The sequence below is a fragment of the Pseudomonas sp. B21-036 genome (assembly GCF_024748925.1).
In the GTDB taxonomy this organism is placed as follows: Bacteria; Pseudomonadota; Gammaproteobacteria; order Pseudomonadales; family Pseudomonadaceae; genus Aquipseudomonas; species Aquipseudomonas palmensis.
The window spans coordinates 5,463,896-5,479,268 of record NZ_CP087178.1; the positions used below are offsets into that span (position 1 = coordinate 5,463,896).

The window sequence follows — 15,373 nt, forward strand, 5'->3', positions numbered from 1 at the left end:
CCTGAAGGGCGTTACTGCCCTCTCATCAATTGTGCGGCGCGAACAGCGAAATAGGTCAGGATGCCGTCGGCGCCCGCCCGTTTGAAAGCGGTGAGGGATTCGAGGATAACCCCTTCCGAGAGCCAGCCGTTCTGGATCGCGGCCATGTGCATCGCGTACTCGCCACTGACCTGGTAGACGAAGGTCGGCACCTTGAACTCGTCCTTGACCCGCGCAAGGATATCCAGATACGGCATGCCTGGCTTGACCATTACCATGTCGGCGCCTTCGGACAGGTCGGCGGCCACTTCGTGCAGGGCCTCGTTGGTGTTGGCCGGGTCCATCTGGTACGAGGCCTTGTTGGCCTTGCCCAGGTTCAGCGCCGAGCCGACCGCGTCGCGGAACGGGCCGTAGTAGGCGCTGGCATACTTGGCCGAGTAGGCCATGATGCGCACGTTGACATGACCGGCCAGCTCCAGGGCTTCACGGATCGCCTGGATCCGCCCGTCCATCATGTCCGACGGGGCCACCACCTGGGCGCCGGCCTCGGCATGCGACAGCGCCTGGCGCACCAGGGCGTCGACGGTGATGTCGTTCTGGACGTAGCCTTCCTCGTCGAGGATACCGTCCTGGCCGTGGGTGGTGAACGGGTCCAGTGCCACGTCGGTGATCACCCCCAGCTCCGGGAAGCGGTCGCGCAGGGCGCGGGTGGCGCGCTGGGCAATACCGTCCGGGTTGTAGGCTTCGGCGCCATCCAGCGACTTCCTGTCCAGCGGGGTCACCGGGAACAGGGCCAGCGCCGGAATACCCAGCTTCACCCACTCCTCGGCGGCCTGCAGCAGCAGGTCGATGCTCAGGCGCTCCACGCCCGGCATCGAGGCGACTTCCTCGCGACGGTTTTCGCCGTCCAGCACGAACACCGGCAGGATCAGGTCGTCAACAGTCAGTGTGGTTTCGCGCACCAGGCGACGGGAAAAGTCGTCACGGCGGTTGCGACGCAGGCGAGTGGCAGGAAACAAACGGTTAGCGGGGGTAAAGCTCACGGCAGACTCCTGAGCCCGCGCAGGCGGGCGAGCGCGACAGTTATAAGCAACCATTATGACGCCCGTATGACGACCTGAGGCAACCCTGCGACTTATGGACGCATTCATTCTCCTTGTAGGAAATGTTCACGTCGAGACACATTTGGACACTTTCCCTAAAGCCTCCCAGGGGGTAGGCTGCGCGTTCATTTCGCCAGCACCCAGAAAATGCTTGAACAATTCCTGCAGGATTTCGGCTATTTTGCCCTTTTTCTAGGCACCTTTTTTGAAGGTGAGACCATACTGGTTCTCGCCGGATTTCTTGCGTTCCGTGGCTACATGGATATCAACATGGTGGTGCTGGTTGCCTTCTTCGGCAGCTATGCCGGCGACCAGCTGTGGTACTTCATGGGGCGTCGTCACGGGCGCAAGCTGCTGGCGCGCAAGCCGCGCTGGCAGATGATGGGGGACCGTGCGCTGGAGCACATCCGCCGCCACCCCGACATCTGGGTGCTGAGTTTCCGTTTCGTCTACGGCCTGCGCACGGTGATGCCCGTGGCCATCGGCCTGTCCGGCTACCCGCCGCGCCGCTACCTGCTGCTCAACGGCATCGGTGCCGCAGTATGGGCACTGGCCCTGGGCGCGGCCGCCTACCACTTCGGCGCCATCCTCGAAGGGCTGCTGGGCAACGTGAAGAAGTACGAGCTGTGGGTACTCGGTGCCCTGGTGGTACTGGGCGCCCTGCTGTGGCTGCGCCGGCGCTTCAAGGCCGCGCGCATTGCCCGCCAGGAAGCCGCCGAGGCCCAGGCCGAACAGGCGCGGGCCCAGGCCCGGGAGCAGCACCCTGGCGAAGGTGGCGACCGGCCATAGGCCTGGCTGCTCGCTCTCACGACTGAACACTCCCCCTGCATTGCGATCTATGTAGAGAGCCTGGCGAGAATGGCCAAATCAGGGGACATTTAGCGCCTTGAACGGGAGTAGTGAGCATGACCAAGAAAAAAGTTGCGGTGATCCTTTCCGGTTGCGGTGTGTACGACGGTGCCGAAATTCACGAGAGCGTCATCACCCTGCTGCGCCTTGACCAGCGTGGCGCCCAGGTGCAGTGCTTTGCACCGAACATCGCGCAGATGCATGTGATCAACCACCTTACCGGCGAAGAGATGCCCGAAACGCGCAACGTGCTGGTGGAGTCGGCGCGCATTGCCCGCGGCGAGGTCAAGGACCTGCGTGAAGCGAATGCGGACGACTTCGACGCACTGATCGTGCCCGGTGGCTTCGGCGCTGCGAAAAACCTCTCCAACTTCGCCGTGGAAGGCGACAAATGCTCGGTCAACCCCGATGTGCTCGCACTGGCCGAAGCCTTCGCCGAAGCGGGCAAGCCGGTGGGCCTGATCTGCATTTCGCCGGCCCTGGCGGCCAAGATCTACGGGCCAGGCGTGGTCTGCACCATCGGCAACGATGCCGACACCAGCGCGGCCGTGGTCAAGATGGGCGGCACCCATGAAGAATGCGATGTGCACGACATCGTCGAAGACACTCAGCGCAAGCTGGTCAGCACCCCCGCCTACATGCTGGCGCAGAGCATCGGCGAGGCGGCGGGCGGGATCTACAAGCTGGTCGACCGGGTGCTGGAACTGACCCACGAGGCCGACTGAGGCATCACTGCGGGTAGGCGCGTGCCAACCGCGTGAGAATACGGTCCAGCGCATTGGCGAAGGCCTGTTTCTCACGCTCGCCGTAGGGCGCCTGCCCACCACCGACCTGGCCCTGCTCGCGCAGGTCGGTGAACAGGTTGCGCACCGCCAGCCGCTCGCCCATGTTGCGCTCGTCGAATTCGCGGCCACGCGGATCGAGCGCGGCCACCCCCTTCTTGACCAGCCGATCGGCCAGCGGCACATCGCTGCAGATCACCAACTCGCCGGGCACGGCGTGTTCCACCAGGTAGTCGTCGGCAGCATCCGGCCCACTGGGCACCACGATGAGCCTGACGCAGGCAAAGGCCGGCTTGATCTGGCCCTGACCGGCGACCAGCACCACCTCGAACTGGCGCTTGAGGGCAAATTTGACCAGTTGGTCCTTGGCCGCCTTGGGGCAGGCATCGGCGTCGATCCAGACACGCATGGTTGGGTTATCCACCGCAAAAAGAACAAGGGGCACAGTATCCCTGCATTGGCGCGGCGTTGCAGCATTCGCCGACAAGCCAGCGCAGGGGCCCTCGATCAGTGCACCGAAACCCGCCGCCCTGCCAGCCAGCTGCGCCCGTACAACACTGCAATGGCCACCAGCGCCAACGCCTGCGCGGCCAGCGAATACGCATCGGCATGAATCCCGAGCCAGTCGAAGTCGAAGAACGGCACCGGCCGCGTACCGAACACCCCCGCCTCCTGCAACGCCTTCACCCCATGCCCGGCGAACACCACCGACAACGCGCACAGCAGCGCCGCGTTGATGCTGAAGAACAGCGACAGCGGCAACTTCGCCGACCCGCGCAGAATCACCCACGCCAGCCCCACCAGCAGCACCAGCGCCGTCGCCCCGCCGGCCAGCACCGCATCGTGCGCCGCAGGCCCGGCCTGCAGCCACAGGGTTTCGTAGAACAGGATCACCTCGAACAGTTCGCGGTAAACCGAAAAGAACGCCAGCACGGCAAAGCCGAAGCGGCCGCCGCCCCCCACCAGGCTGCTTTTGATGTAGTCCTGCCAGGCCGCCGCATGGCGCCGGTCGTGCATCCACACCCCCAGCCACAGCACCATCACGCAGGCGAACAGGGCGGTGCAGCCCTCCAGCAGTTCACGCTGTGCGCCCCCCACGTCGATCACGTAGGCAGCCAGTGCCCAGGTGGCAAAGCCCGCCACCAACGCCAGCGCCCACCCCACGTTGACGCTGCGCACTGCCGACTGCTGCCCGGTATTGCGCAGGAAGGCCAGAATCGCCGCCAGCACCAGGATTGCCTCCAGCCCCTCGCGCAGCAGAATCAGCAGGCCGGAGATGAAGCTCAGCGACCAGCTCAGGCCATCGCCACCCAGCAGCTTGGCCGATGCTTCGAGCTCGGCCTTGGCCGCCGCCAGGCGTTGCGTCACCTGCTCCACCGGCAAGCCGTCCTGCAACCCCTGGCGGTAGGCCATCAGGGCCTTTTCGGTGTTCTTGCGCAGGTTGGCATCGACGTTGTCCAGGGCGCTTTCCACCAGCTCGAAGCCCTCCAGGTACGCCGCCACCGACAGGTCGTAGGCCTGCTCGTGGTCGCCGGCACGATAGGCGGCCAGGCTCTGTTCGAGGGTGGTGGCGGTGTAGTCGATCAGTTGGCCAGGGCCGCGTTGCGCCGCTGGCGGCTTGGCGCGCTGGGCACGAAAGGCGGCCGCCGCCTCGCCACCCTGGGAGTCACGCACCTGCGCCGGGGTGAGCTGCGCCAGCTCGGCCAGGCTGAAGCGCCGGTCGGCCTGCACAGCACCAGGCTCGGCGCTGAAGCCGGCAATGTAGCTGGCCACATCCCAGCGCTGGCGCTCGTCGAGCTGGTCGGCGAACGCCGGCATGTCACTGCCCTCGATGCCCTGCTCCATCACCCGGTACAGCTCGGCCAGGCTCAGGGTGTCGAGCCGCGCCGCCTGGCGCAGATCGCCCGGCGGTGGTTCCAGCCCCAACCCCGCAGGCCCATCGCCGGCGCCGCCGTCACCGTGGCACACCGAACAGTGCTGGGCGTACAGCGGTGCACCGCGGGCCGGGTCCGGGGTAATCACCGGCGCTAGCGGCGCGGCACTGCTCAAGGCACTGCCCAGGGCCAGCAGCGGCCCTAGCAGCCAGGCGAACACACGGGGGCGGGGCGTCATGGGAGCCAATCTCGAACAGGAATGAGGAGGATTGCATTGTTCACTTCCACTTGCGCCGGCTCAAGCACCACCCGGAAGTTTCATGAAAAATTTTGAAACAAGTTTATCTCCTACCCCGGGAATCGACTTATTCCTACACCACACGGGAAATGTGACTACTGGCACATCCAAGAAAAAATGAAGCACAAGGCCATTAATTAGCCAGTCATTGCGTCTATAATGCCGCGCCTTTCGTTATAGCGAATGGAAATACAGGCTCCTCTGCTAAGAGGATTTGGAACTAGCGTCCAAAGGGATCACCGCCACTCGCCGGCGCCTAATGTCACTTTTCAGGGAAGAGATTCAAGATGGCCTCCCGTGTCCTCACCGTCGCCACGCTGTGCGCGATCGTCCAACTGACGGGCTGCGCAGCGTTTCGCAGCTACGATAGCGAACTCCAGGAAACCAACCAGCAGCTGGCCAGCGGCAACGTCGACGCGGCCCTGGCCCTGCTGGAAAAGAACAACAAGGGTGAGGACAAGGACCTTCTCTACTACTTCGAGAAAGGCGAACTGCTGCGCTCCAAGGGCGACCTGAGCGGCAGCCAGGATGCCTGGCGCGAAGCCGATAGCGTGGTGTTCAAGTGGGAAGAGTCGGTGAAGCTGGACACCGCCAAGTACCTGAGCCAGTTCGGCAGCTACCTTGTCAACGACAAGGTGCGCCGCTACGAAGGCTACGACTACGAAAAAGTCATGCTGACCACCCAGATGGCCCTGAACCTGCTGGCGCAGAATGATTTCGACGGTGCCCGCACCGAAATCAAGAAAACCCACGAGCGTGAGGCCGTGATCGCCGAGCTGCGCGACAAGGAATACCTCAAGCGCGAAGAAGAGGCCGAGAAGGAAGGCGTCAAGACCGAGTACAAGGACCTGCAGGGCTACCCGGTGGCCGCCCTGGACGCGCCTGAAGTGGTCGGCCTGAAGAACAGCTACCAGAGTGCGTTCAGCCACTACCTGTCCGGCTACGTATACGAGGCACTGGGCGAAAAAGGCCTGGCTGCACCGGGCTACCGCAAGGCGGCCGAACTGCGCCCGAACACCGCGCTGCTCGAGCGTGCGCTGCTCGACCTCGACAAGCCTGCCGCCAAGGGCGCCGACAGCGACGTGCTGATCGTGGTGCAGAGCGGCCTGGCGCCGGCCCGCGACTCGGTGCGCATCCCCCTGCCCCTGCCAATCAGCGGCAATCTGGTGATCACCCCGCTGTCGTTCCCGATCATCAAGGAAGACACCTCCACCGCGCACTTCAGCGAGATCTACCTGAACGACAAGACGCTCTCGCTGACCGCGCTCAACAGCACCACCGCCATGTCGCGCCGCGCGCTGCGTGACGACATGCCAGGCATCATCCTGCGCACCAGCGTGCGCGCCATCACCCGTGGCGTGGCGCAAAAGCAGCTCAACGACGTCAACCCGCTGGCTGGTCTGGCCGTGGGCATCGCCTCGGCCGTCACCGAAGGCGCCGACACCCGCACCTGGCGCACCCTGCCGGACGACACCCTGGTTGCCCGCGTGCGCCTGGCCCAGGGCGAGCACCAGCTGAGCCTGCCGTCGAACCTGGGCGGCAGCAAGATCGCCGTGAAGATCGATCGCCCCTATCAGGTCGTGGCCCTGCGCGTCGTGGGCAACCGCGTCTACGCCGGTGGCCCGGCCCTGCAAGTCACCCAGCCTGCGCCGGCCGCCGCCGTCGCCAGCCTCAAGTAAGCCAAGGAATCGCCATGCGCCTCAAGCTTCTCGCCGCGCTCGCCACCGCCACCCTGCTGGCCGGCTGCGCCACCCCACCACCGCCCGCACCGGGCAGCGCCGCCAGCAAGGTGGTCGTGATGGGCAAACTGAGCAACATCGATATCGGCCCGATGCGGGTTGCCCGCGAAAACGGCTTCATGACCGTCAAGGTCTCGCTGACCAACACCAGCCGCAGCAACAAGACGATGTTCTATCGCTTTGCCTGGCTGGGCAACGACGGCTTCCCGGTCGCCAGCGAAGAAAGCTGGAAGACCCTGAGCCTGTACGGCTCGCAGTCCACCGTACTGCCAGCGATTGCCCCGGTCCCCCAGGCCACTGACTTCCGCATTGAAGTCCAGGCCCAGTAATTTTCAATTTTCAGGAGATGCTCAACATGATGTTCGCTCGTTTTTCCCTGCTGGCCGTAGTGGTCGCGCTGGCCAGCGGCTGCGCCAACAACTCCCCTGTACTGGGCGGCAAGAACATTGGCTACGGCGACAGCAAGGCCGTTGAACTGGTCACCAACGAGTTCGGTTCCACCGACCTGCAGATGATCGCCGAAAGCATGACCCGCTCGCTGGCCCAGTCCGGCATCCTGCAGGGCCGTCCGGTGGTTCAGGTCTACGACGTGAAGAACAAGACCAGCGAGTACATCGATACCCGCGAGATCACCACCTCGATCAAGACCCAGCTGATGAAGACCGGCACCGCCCGCTTCGCCAGCGACAACAACCAGATGCAGAGCCAGGTCGACCAGCTCAAGCTGCAGAACCAGAGCGGCCTGTACAAGAAGAACACCGTGGCCAAGACCGGCAACATGATCGCTGCCAAATACCGCCTGGAAGGGTCGATCAGCTCGATCGTCAAGCGCAGCAGCGACTACAAGGACGTGTTCTACAAGTTCAGCCTGCAGCTGATCGACGTGGAAAGCGGCCTGGCCGAGTGGATGGACGAAAAAGAAATCCGCAAGACCACGGAGCGCTAAGCAATGCGTGCATGGATGGGCATCATCGGCCTGGCTTGCGCGTTCGGCGTGCAAGCGGCCCCCAAGGTAGCGGTCACCGACCTGGCTTATCAGGAGCGCGTGGAGCAGTACATCCACATGGTCTCGGCGAGCAGCAACTCGAATGCGAGCATGTACCACGCCAACGCGTCGTCCAGCTACAGCGAGTTCGAAAGCAGCCAGAGCTACATCGAGCAGACCGAGCTGCGCAAGTTCAGCGGTGACATCAAGGGCGAGATCCTCAAGTCCGGCATGTTCCAGCTGGTGCAGGGCACGCCGTACACGGCCAAGGCCAAGCAGGACGTGTATGACGTGATCGCGCGGATCAAGGCGGGCAACTACAAGGGCGCCGACTACGTACTGTTCGGCACCCTGTCGGATATCGACTTCCAGCGCGATATCACCTCGATCGACAACACCAACAGCTACTCGGCGATCCTGGGCCTGACCCTGGTGGCCGATTTCAGCCTGATCAACACCCGTACCTACGAGATCACCTCGGCGTTCACCGCCATGGGTGAAGGCCAGGACACCAAGCTGGTGAACAGCCAGGACGTGCGGGTCAGCCTGAACCGTCCGCGGGTGGTGCGTGAAGTGTCCAAGGAACTGGGCATGGATGTGGCCAGACAGCTCAAGGAGCAGCTGGTGGGTGTGATGCCGGATCAGGAACGTGCGCCGATGCGCAACAACCTGCCGCCGGATGAGCCGGCGCAGATCTTGCGCTGAGCATGCAAAAGGCGACCTTCGGGTCGCCTTTTTTATTGGGTGTCTGTGCTGGCCTCTTCGCCGGCAACGCCGGCTCCCACAAGAACAGTGGTGACCCGCGATGGAATGCGCAGCCTTCCGGTCTTAGACCGGCGCCCGGCGAATGGTCGCCAGCAATGTCGCCGCACCCAGGAACAACCCGGCAAACGTGCGGTTCATGCGCCGCTGCTGCCGGGGTGTGCGCAACAGGCGCAGCACCCGCGCCGCCAACCCGGTATAACCCGCCATCACCAGCAGGTCCACCGCCACCATGGTGCCGGCGATCGTCAGGTACTGCGGCAGCAGCTCGGCATGCGGATTGATGAACTGCGGCAGCACCGCAAGCATGAAGATCAGCGCCTTGGGGTTGCTGACGTTGACCAGAAAACCACGGAACACCAGGCTCAGCGGCTTGCCGATGGGGCGTACCGTCGAGTCGTCGGCCAGGTCTGCCGGCAGCGCTCGCCACTGTTTCACGGCCAGGTAGATCAGGTAGGCAACGCCAAACCATTTGATGACCTGGAACGCGGTAGCCGAGGCAGCGAGTACCGCGCCCACGCCGGCGGCAATGATCGCGATCTGCATCACCAGCCCCAACTGCAGGCCCAGCGCGTTCCAGTAGCCGCGCCAGAAGCCGTACTGCAGACCGCAGGACATGGACGCAATGGCCCCCGCCCCCGGCGAAAGACTGATTACCCAACAGGCAGCAAAAAAAGCCAACCACGTTTCCAGCGACATCACACACCTCGGCCCGGACCCTTGTTCAAGGGTTCCACGCTAATGCGCCGCTGAAAAAATCACCACATTTTTTTGCAGCCGGTGTTCAGGCCCCGGGTTTCGGGCTTTCGCTTACCACGGCCAGGCCGTCCGAACCGCGCCAGCGGCGCACGCTCTTCTGGAAGAACTGGCTGTTGGGCACCTGCACCAGTGCGCCGCCCGCCTCGGGCAGTTCGACCAGGGTGGTGAACAGCAGGTTGATCGCGGTCACGCGGCCCTTGACCCCCGGCTTGTCGAGGGTCTCGACCAGCTCGACAACGTCGCCGATGCGAAACGGCCCCACGGTGAAGATCAGCACCGCGCAGAGCAGGTTGGACAGTACGCTCCACATCGCGAAGAAGGCCACCGCCGCCACCGCGACAAAGCCCGACAGGGCCGTCCACAGCACCGTGGCCGAAACACCCAGGCGCTCCAGCACGAAGATCAGCGCGCTGCCCATGATCAGCCAGCGCAAGCCGCCGCGCAGCGGCACCATCAGCTCCGGCGGCAACGGGTAACGCTCGCTCAGGCGAGTCAGGCAGCGCGCCACCAGGCGTTGCAGCAGGTACGCCGCGACCAGGATCAGCAGTATCTGCAGGCCCATCCAGAAGGGGCCGATCCACTCGACCGGCAGCAATCCCTGCATCGACTCCATCAGGACAACGCCTCCAGCTCGGCCTGCATGCTTTCAAGCACTTCGAGCGCTTGCATCCAGGCTTCTTCCAGCTCGCCTTCGCGCACCTTCAGCTTGGCCTGGCGGGCCAGCAGCTCGCGCAGCTCGTCCTTGCGCGCCGCTTCATACAGCGCGCTGTCGCTCAGGCTGGCATCGACCCCGGCCAGCTCTTCATGCAACTTGGCCAGCTCGGCTTCGAGCTTGTCGGCCTGGCGCTTGTGCGGGGCCAGTTGCTGGCGCAACGCCGCCGCAGCCTGGCGCTGGGCCTTCTTGTCGGTCTTGTCGGGGTTGACCGGTGTGGTGCTGACCGGGGCATTGCGCTGACGATACTCGACCAGCCAGCGGGTGTAGTCGTCGAGGTCGCCATCGAAGGTCTCGACCTTGCCGTCTGCCACCAGCAGGAAGTCGTCGGTGGTGCTCTTGAGCAGGTGACGGTCGTGGGACACCACCAGTACCGCGCCACTGAACTCCTGCAGGGCCATGGTCAGTGCCAGGCGCATCTCCAGGTCCAGGTGGTTGGTCGGTTCGTCGAGCAGCAGCAGGTTGGGCCGCTCCCAGGCAATCAGCGCCAGGGCCAGGCGGGCCTTTTCGCCGCCGGAGAAGTTCAGCACCGGCTCGTCGATGCGCGCACCGCGAAAATCGAAACCGCCGAGGAAGTCGCGCAGGGTCTGCTCGCGCTCGGTGGGGGCCAGGCGCTGCAGGTGCAGCAGGGGGCTGGCCTTGCTGTCCAGCGAATCGAGCTGGTGCTGGGCAAAGTAGCCCACCACCAGGTTCTCGCCGCGCACCAGGCGTCCGGCCAGCGGCTCCAGCTCGCCGGCCAGGTTCTTGATCAGGGTCGACTTGCCGGCGCCGTTGGGGCCCAGCAGGCCGATGCGCGCACCCGGGGTGAGCTGCAGCTTGACCTTCTCCAGCACGGTCTTTTCGCCATAGCCCAGGCGGGCTTCGGCAAGGTCGAGCAGCGGGCTGGAGATCTTCTCGGACTCGCGGAAGGTGAAGTCGAACGGCGAGTCGACATGCGCCGCCGAAAGCTCCTCCATGCGCTCCAGTGCCTTGATGCGGCTTTGTGCCTGGCGCGCCTTGGTGGCCTGGGCCTTGAACCGGGCGATGTACTTTTCCATGTGGGCGCGTTGCGCCTGCTGCTTCTCGTACGCCTGCTGCTGTTGCGCCAGGCGTTCGGCACGGGCGCGCTCGAAGGCGCTGTAGCCGCCGCGGTAGAGGGTCAGCTTGCACTGTTCCACGTGTGCCACGTGGTCGACCACCGCATCCAGGAAATCGCGGTCGTGGGAAATCAGCAGCAGCGTGCCGGGGTAGCTCTTGAGCCAGTCTTCAAGCCACAGGATCGCATCCAGGTCCAGGTGGTTGGTGGGCTCGTCGAGCAGCAGCAGGTCGCTGGGGCACATCAGTGCCTGGGCTAGGTTCAGGCGCATGCGCCAGCCGCCGGAGAAGTCGCCGACGCGCCGGTCCATCTGTTCGTTGCTGAAGCCCAGGCCGGCCAGCAGCTTGCGGGCGCGGGCATCGGCGGTATAACCGTCGGCGCTGTCGAGCTCCACATGCAGGCGGGCCAATGCATTGTTGTCGTGCGCGGCCTCGGCGGCTGCGAGCGCAGCCTGTACCTCGCGCAGGCGCACGTCGCCATCGAGCACGTAGTCCACCGCCAGGCGATCGAGGGTATCGACCTCCTGGCGCATGTGCGCGATGCGCCAGTCGCCGGGCAGCTGGCATTCGCCCGAATCGGGCGTGAGCTCACCGCGCAGCAAGGCGAACAGGCTGGATTTGCCGGCGCCGTTGGCACCGATCAGGCCGGCTTTCTGGCCGGCGTGCAGGGTCAACTCGGCGCCTTCTAGCAGGCGCTGGGGACCACGCTGTAAAGTGAGGTTCGAAAGTCTGATCATAATGGCCGCGGAGTCTACCAGCTTCGATGGCAACTGGCGCGAGTAGGACCATGCACACCGACCTGTGGAATTTCGCTCTGCACCTGTATGCCCGGCCGGGCGTGGAGGCTGCCTGCCTGGCCTTGCAGGACGAAGGGGCCGATGTGTGCCTTCTGCTGTGCGGGGCGTGGCTTGAAGCCGGCAGGGCCGGGGTGACCCCCGAGCGCGTACAGCACCTGCAACAGCTGGCCGCTGCCTGGCAGCAGCATGTGGTGACACCGCTGCGTCAACTGCGCCGCCAATGGCGTGCAGACGCGCAGCACGACCCGCAGCTGACGCACTTGCGCGAGCAGGTCAAGGCACTGGAACTGGAGGCGGAGCGAACATTGCTGGCGCGTCTGCAACAGGCTAGCGAAGGCTGGATGAATCAGGGTGTGGCAGGTGACTGGCTGGCCGTGCTGGCCCCCCAGGGCACCCGGCACCACGACGCGCTGCAGGTGCTGCGCGTCGTGGCGGTGGCGGATCAGGAAGCAGTCGAGGGCGACTGAGTCACTGGGGTCGTCACGGGTGCAGCGGCAGGCGAAGCAGCAGGTGCGGCTGTGGTGGCCGCAGCAGGTGCCGAAGTCGCCGGTTTGGCAGCAGCGGGTTTGGCGGCGGGCTTGGCAGGGGCCTTGGCAGCAGCAGGCTTGGCAGCTGGCTTGGCCGGAGCCTTGGCAGCGGCGGGTTTGGCAGCTGGCTTGGCGGCTGCAGGTTTGGCAGGCGCCTTGGCCGCAGCAGGTTTGGCAGCTGGCTTGGCGGGCGCCTTGGCAGCGGCAGGTTTGGCAGCTGGCTTGGCGGAGGCCTTGGCAGCGGCAGGTTTGGCAGCTGGCTTGGCGGGGGCCTTGGCGGCTGCGGGTTTGGCAGCAGACCTTGCCGGAGCCTTGGCGGCTGCAGGTTTGGCAGCTGGCTTGGCCGCGGCTGGCTTGGCCGCGGCAGTTTTGGCCGCTGGCTTGGCGGCGGCTTTGGTAGCGGCTGGCTTGGCTGCAGCCTTGCGGGCCGGGGCCTTGGTGGCCGACTTGGCCGCTACCGGAGCAGCCTTGGCCGAACGCGAGGTCAGGGCCTTGGACGCTGCTTCCTGCACCTTGCCGACGCCTTGGGCGAGCTTCAGGCTTTCCTGCGCATCACGCTTGAGCTGCACGATGTACAGGCGGGTTTGCGACTGGCGATCCTTGAGCGAATCGAGCAGGGTTTCCAGTTCGCCTACGGCGCCCTTGGCCTTGTTCTGCGCCTTGTTCTTGCCGGCGACCGCAGCGTCCTGAAGTTTGAGACGCGACTTGTGAAGTTTTTCCTGCGCCTTGCCCCGTTGTTTTTCCAACTTGGCCAACAGTTTTTCAGCATCAGCCAGTGCTTGCGAGCAGGCACTTTCCAGATGCTCGAGCAAACTGCCCGAGAGTTGATGTAGCAGGTGTAATGGCGTACTGACTGGCTTCTTACTGGCCGACATGGCTTACCTCCTGGCTGACGAGAATGCGGCTCATACTAGACCTTCTGCTGCTACCGCCGCTAGGGCATGTTGACAGTAAGTAGGACGCCGCGTTGCATGCCTGGGCAAAGTTGTTATGGCTGCAGCTGCGCACAAGTGTAGATGCTGTTAAAAAGGCTGTCGGAATTTGCTCTATGCAAAGATTCATCCGGCCCTCACCATGCACTCAAACCACCTGGAGTGAGCCTGTGCCACGCTACCTGTTACTGCCCTTGCTGCTCGCCCTGCCCTGCGCATTCGCAGACACCACCGAGCCACCGGCAAGTGCTCACGACCTGTCCTATAGCGTCGGCGCCAGCCTGGGTGAACGGTTGCGCAACGAGATGCCCGAGCTGGAGCTCGATGCCTTGATCCAGGGGTTGCAACAGGCCTACGCGAACAAGCCCCTGGCAATCAGCCAGGCACGGCGCGAAGCGATTCTCAGCCAGCACGAGGCCCAGGCCAGCGAGGCCGCCGAGCAGTCGCAGGTGGAAATGCTGATGGCGGTGGAAACCCGTTACATGGCCACCGAACGCGCCCGTGCCGGAGTACGAGAACTACCCGAAGGCGTACTGGTGACCGAACTGGTCAAGGGCAATGGTGCCTCACCCAGGGCCGATGGCCGGGTGCAGGTACGCTACGTCGGCAAGCTGCCCGATGGCAGCGTGTTCGACCAGAGCGAACAACCGCAGTGGTTCAGCCTCAAGAGTGTGATCGAGGGCTGGCAGGTGGCGTTGCCACAGATGGCTGTCGGGGCGAAATGGCGTGTGGTGATTCCGTCGGCCAAGTCCTACGGAGCCGATGGCGCAGGCGATCTGATTCCGCCATTCACGCCACTGATCTTCGAGATCGAACTACTGGGGGTTGCCGACTGAATGTCGGCAACGGAGGAGACAGGGATCAGGCCTGGACGGCCTCTTCTTCCTTGTGCGCGTTGTGCAGCACTTCGATCAGGCAATCCTCAAGCTCGAAGCGCTCGTGGAGCAGGCTGCCCAGCTCGCTGAGCTTCTTGGCGAAGCGCTCCTGGTCGGTACAGTTGCCCTTGTCGCAGTGATCGTTGAAAGCCGACGCGATATCGGTAATGGCACTGATACGAGGGCTGATCTGCTTCGCCAGTTCCAGGCCCTTGTCATCTCCGAACGCCTTGGCTTCAGCCACCAACTGCTCACTGACCTCGAAGTGCCAGGCGGAGACGTAATCGACCAGTATCGCGCAGAAGCCGAGGTTCTTGTCCTTGTCCGCAAAGGCCGGTTTGGCATCGCGCAATGCGCGAAAGGCCGTGACCAGTTCGGCCCGCTCGTCCAGCCAGCGGTCAATCAGCTTGTGAACCCCACCCCAGCGTTCCTGAGCATTCTGACAACTATCTAACATGGCGGTGTCTTCCCTTCTGGGTCATGCCGCTGCGCCCCGTCGTGCGAGGTATGCACAACAAAGGGAGAAAGCAGCAGAACGGCATCGAGCAGCAGTGTTTTGGGTATGCGTGCAAGGGAGATTATTCCCGCGCGCCCTTGCCTTCAAGGTACGCAGGCGACAAGTTTCATACAAGTGTTTAATCGCCGCACCCGCGGCCATCGGTCGATTGCCTGGCCCCCGCCGGCAAGCGTCAGGGTTTCAATGACTTGCCCGTGGCCGCTGGCTGCACGTACAGCAGCCGCGCCAACGCCAGCGCCGCCAGCAGCAGGAAGGCCAGGAGGCTCCACTCCGGCAGGCTCAGGTCCAGAAAGCTCCAGGTGATCGAAGCGCAATCGGCCGAACCGAGCAGCATGGCGTGCAGCACGTCGGCAAGGCTGCCTTGCTCGATGAGCGCACCGAGGGGCATCGAGCAGGCCTCACCCGCCGCCACCCCGCTGCCCTGCAACCAGATCTGGCGCACCGCCAGCAAGCCGCCCCCCAGCGCCAGGCCCAACGCCGCAGCCGCATAGCGACGCGCACCCGGCTGACCCGGTGCATGCAGGCGCGCGGCCAGGCAGACACCGGCAAACACAACCAGCAATACACGCTGGCTCTGGCACAGCGGGCAAGGCACCAGCCCTTTGGTGAATTCGAGGTAAAACGCACCGGCGAGAATCAGTAACGACGCGACGAAAGCCAGGGAGAACAATGAGCGCAAACAGGCCAATGGCATGGCAAGTCCAGGTGCGGGAAAGACATGTAACAACGGTAGAGGAAAATCGAGCCTTGTTTCAAGGCACGACAGGCGCGATAAATCGCTGAAACATAAGGGAAGTGTCGAAGAGTTG

General features: G+C 64.2%; 16 protein-coding genes and 1 pseudogene. 8 read left to right on the top strand and 9 right to left on the bottom strand.

The window, feature by feature from the left end:
* Positions 1-11 precede the first annotated feature (11 nt).
* Positions 12-1,022 carry a porphobilinogen synthase gene (gene hemB / locus LOY33_RS24910; RefSeq protein ID WP_043863387.1) on the bottom strand — a complete coding sequence of 337 codons (1,011 nt, stop codon included), beginning with the start codon at positions 1,020-1,022 and terminating at the stop codon, positions 12-14.
* 207 nt (positions 1,023-1,229) lie between these two features.
* Here hemB and LOY33_RS24915 point away from each other — a divergent pair, with 207 nt between their 5' ends.
* Together LOY33_RS24915 and elbB are read left to right on the top strand one after the other, a co-directional pair.
* Positions 1,230-1,871 (top strand): DedA family protein, encoded by a 642-nt coding sequence (locus LOY33_RS24915; protein ID WP_088514618.1) that lies wholly within the window; start codon positions 1,230-1,232, stop codon positions 1,869-1,871.
* Between the two features lie 116 nt (positions 1,872-1,987).
* Positions 1,988-2,656 (top strand): isoprenoid biosynthesis glyoxalase ElbB, encoded by a 669-nt coding sequence (elbB, locus tag LOY33_RS24920; protein WP_043863385.1) that lies wholly within the window; start codon positions 1,988-1,990, stop codon positions 2,654-2,656.
* 4 nt (positions 2,657-2,660) lie between these two features.
* Here the strand turns inward: elbB and LOY33_RS24925 are convergent, their stop codons facing one another.
* Together LOY33_RS24925 and LOY33_RS24930 are read right to left on the bottom strand one after the other, a co-directional pair.
* Positions 2,661-3,122: a YaiI/YqxD family protein gene (locus tag LOY33_RS24925; RefSeq protein ID WP_043863384.1), complete on the bottom strand. Its 462-nt coding sequence runs from the start codon at positions 3,120-3,122 to the stop codon at positions 2,661-2,663.
* Positions 3,123-3,220: 98 nt separating this feature from the next.
* Positions 3,221-4,738, bottom strand: a pseudogene (locus LOY33_RS24930) (FTR1 family protein); the annotation flags it as partial.
* A 434-nt stretch (positions 4,739-5,172) separates the two neighbouring features.
* Here LOY33_RS24930 and LOY33_RS24935 point away from each other — a divergent pair.
* Genes LOY33_RS24935 through LOY33_RS24950 form a run of 4 tightly spaced genes read left to right on the top strand, consistent with a single transcriptional unit; the run spans position 5,173 to position 8,314 of the window.
* Positions 5,173-6,564: a COG3014 family protein gene (locus LOY33_RS24935; RefSeq protein WP_054915494.1), complete on the top strand. Its 1,392-nt coding sequence runs from the start codon at positions 5,173-5,175 to the stop codon at positions 6,562-6,564.
* A gap of 14 nt (positions 6,565-6,578) precedes the next feature.
* Positions 6,579-6,953 (top strand): YcfL family protein, encoded by a 375-nt coding sequence (locus tag LOY33_RS24940; protein WP_043863382.1) that lies wholly within the window; start codon positions 6,579-6,581, stop codon positions 6,951-6,953.
* 29 nt (positions 6,954-6,982) lie between these two features.
* Positions 6,983-7,570, top strand: coding sequence for a penicillin-binding protein activator LpoB (lpoB, locus tag LOY33_RS24945; protein WP_043863467.1), 588 nt, complete (start codon positions 6,983-6,985; stop codon positions 7,568-7,570).
* 3 nt (positions 7,571-7,573) lie between these two features.
* The gene (locus LOY33_RS24950; protein ID WP_043863381.1) at positions 7,574-8,314 is read left to right on the top strand and encodes a hypothetical protein; all 741 of its coding nucleotides are present in this window, start codon (positions 7,574-7,576) and stop codon (positions 8,312-8,314) included.
* A 123-nt stretch (positions 8,315-8,437) separates the two neighbouring features.
* On the opposite strand, the gene LOY33_RS24955 is transcribed toward LOY33_RS24950, so the two are convergent.
* The 3 genes from LOY33_RS24955 to LOY33_RS24965 all read right to left on the bottom strand — a co-directional run bounded on the left by LOY33_RS24955 (position 8,438) and on the right by LOY33_RS24965 (position 11,653).
* Positions 8,438-9,070, bottom strand: coding sequence for a LysE family transporter (locus tag LOY33_RS24955; RefSeq protein WP_043863380.1), 633 nt, complete (start codon positions 9,068-9,070; stop codon positions 8,438-8,440).
* Between the two features lie 85 nt (positions 9,071-9,155).
* Entirely contained in the window at positions 9,156-9,743 is a 588-nt protein-coding gene (locus LOY33_RS24960; protein ID WP_043863379.1) for a mechanosensitive ion channel family protein, read from the bottom strand.
* Complete coding sequence (locus LOY33_RS24965) at positions 9,743-11,653, bottom strand: ATP-binding cassette domain-containing protein (protein ID WP_043863378.1); 1,911 nt, start codon at positions 11,651-11,653, stop codon at positions 9,743-9,745. The genes LOY33_RS24960 and LOY33_RS24965 overlap by 1 nt, the downstream gene beginning before the upstream one ends.
* A gap of 50 nt (positions 11,654-11,703) precedes the next feature.
* Between LOY33_RS24965 and LOY33_RS24970 the strand changes: the two genes are divergently transcribed.
* Positions 11,704-12,180: a TIGR02444 family protein gene (locus tag LOY33_RS24970; RefSeq protein ID WP_058541743.1), complete on the top strand. Its 477-nt coding sequence runs from the start codon at positions 11,704-11,706 to the stop codon at positions 12,178-12,180.
* Here the strand turns inward: LOY33_RS24970 and LOY33_RS24975 are convergent.
* Positions 12,156-13,115, bottom strand: coding sequence for an AlgP family protein (locus LOY33_RS24975; RefSeq protein ID WP_258660443.1), 960 nt, complete (start codon positions 13,113-13,115; stop codon positions 12,156-12,158). The two genes, LOY33_RS24970 and LOY33_RS24975, sit on opposite strands and share 25 nt — an antisense overlap.
* 227 nt (positions 13,116-13,342) lie before the next feature.
* Between LOY33_RS24975 and LOY33_RS24980 the strand changes: the two genes are divergently transcribed.
* Positions 13,343-14,008 carry an FKBP-type peptidyl-prolyl cis-trans isomerase gene (locus LOY33_RS24980; protein WP_258660445.1) on the top strand — a complete coding sequence of 222 codons (666 nt, stop codon included), beginning with the start codon at positions 13,343-13,345 and terminating at the stop codon, positions 14,006-14,008.
* Between the two features lie 25 nt (positions 14,009-14,033).
* On the opposite strand, the gene LOY33_RS24985 is transcribed toward LOY33_RS24980, so the two are convergent.
* Both LOY33_RS24985 and LOY33_RS24990 read right to left on the bottom strand, forming a co-directional pair.
* Complete coding sequence (locus tag LOY33_RS24985; protein WP_043863375.1) at positions 14,034-14,504, bottom strand: Rsd/AlgQ family anti-sigma factor; 471 nt, start codon at positions 14,502-14,504, stop codon at positions 14,034-14,036.
* Positions 14,505-14,736: 232 nt separating this feature from the next.
* A complete protein-coding gene (locus LOY33_RS24990; protein WP_043863374.1) occupies positions 14,737-15,258 on the bottom strand; it encodes a disulfide bond formation protein B in 522 nt (173 codons plus the stop codon).
* Positions 15,259-15,373 lie beyond the last annotated feature (115 nt).

What these genes read in the sequence shown, in the direction of transcription:
- LOY33_RS24915 (WP_088514618.1), top strand. Translation starts at nt 1,230, where the DNA reads ATGCTTGAACAATTCCTGCAGGATTTCGGCTATTTTGCCCTTTTTCTA.
- elbB (WP_043863385.1), top strand. Translation starts at nt 1,988, where the DNA reads ATGACCAAGAAAAAAGTTGCGGTGATCCTTTCCGGTTGCGGTGTGTAC.
- LOY33_RS24925 (WP_043863384.1), bottom strand. Translation starts at nt 3,122, where the DNA reads ATGCGTGTCTGGATCGACGCCGATGCCTGCCCCAAGGCGGCCAAGGAC.
- LOY33_RS24935 (WP_054915494.1), top strand. Translation starts at nt 5,173, where the DNA reads ATGGCCTCCCGTGTCCTCACCGTCGCCACGCTGTGCGCGATCGTCCAA.
- LOY33_RS24940 (WP_043863382.1), top strand. Translation starts at nt 6,579, where the DNA reads ATGCGCCTCAAGCTTCTCGCCGCGCTCGCCACCGCCACCCTGCTGGCC.
- lpoB (WP_043863467.1), top strand. Translation starts at nt 6,983, where the DNA reads ATGTTCGCTCGTTTTTCCCTGCTGGCCGTAGTGGTCGCGCTGGCCAGC.
- LOY33_RS24950 (WP_043863381.1), top strand. Translation starts at nt 7,574, where the DNA reads ATGCGTGCATGGATGGGCATCATCGGCCTGGCTTGCGCGTTCGGCGTG.
- LOY33_RS24955 (WP_043863380.1), bottom strand. Translation starts at nt 9,070, where the DNA reads ATGTCGCTGGAAACGTGGTTGGCTTTTTTTGCTGCCTGTTGGGTAATC.
- LOY33_RS24960 (WP_043863379.1), bottom strand. Translation starts at nt 9,743, where the DNA reads ATGGAGTCGATGCAGGGATTGCTGCCGGTCGAGTGGATCGGCCCCTTC.
- LOY33_RS24965 (WP_043863378.1), bottom strand. Translation starts at nt 11,653, where the DNA reads ATGATCAGACTTTCGAACCTCACTTTACAGCGTGGTCCCCAGCGCCTG.
- LOY33_RS24970 (WP_058541743.1), top strand. Translation starts at nt 11,704, where the DNA reads ATGCACACCGACCTGTGGAATTTCGCTCTGCACCTGTATGCCCGGCCG.
- LOY33_RS24975 (WP_258660443.1), bottom strand. Translation starts at nt 13,115, where the DNA reads ATGTCGGCCAGTAAGAAGCCAGTCAGTACGCCATTACACCTGCTACAT.
- LOY33_RS24985 (WP_043863375.1), bottom strand. Translation starts at nt 14,504, where the DNA reads ATGTTAGATAGTTGTCAGAATGCTCAGGAACGCTGGGGTGGGGTTCAC.
- LOY33_RS24990 (WP_043863374.1), bottom strand. Translation starts at nt 15,258, where the DNA reads ATGCCATTGGCCTGTTTGCGCTCATTGTTCTCCCTGGCTTTCGTCGCG.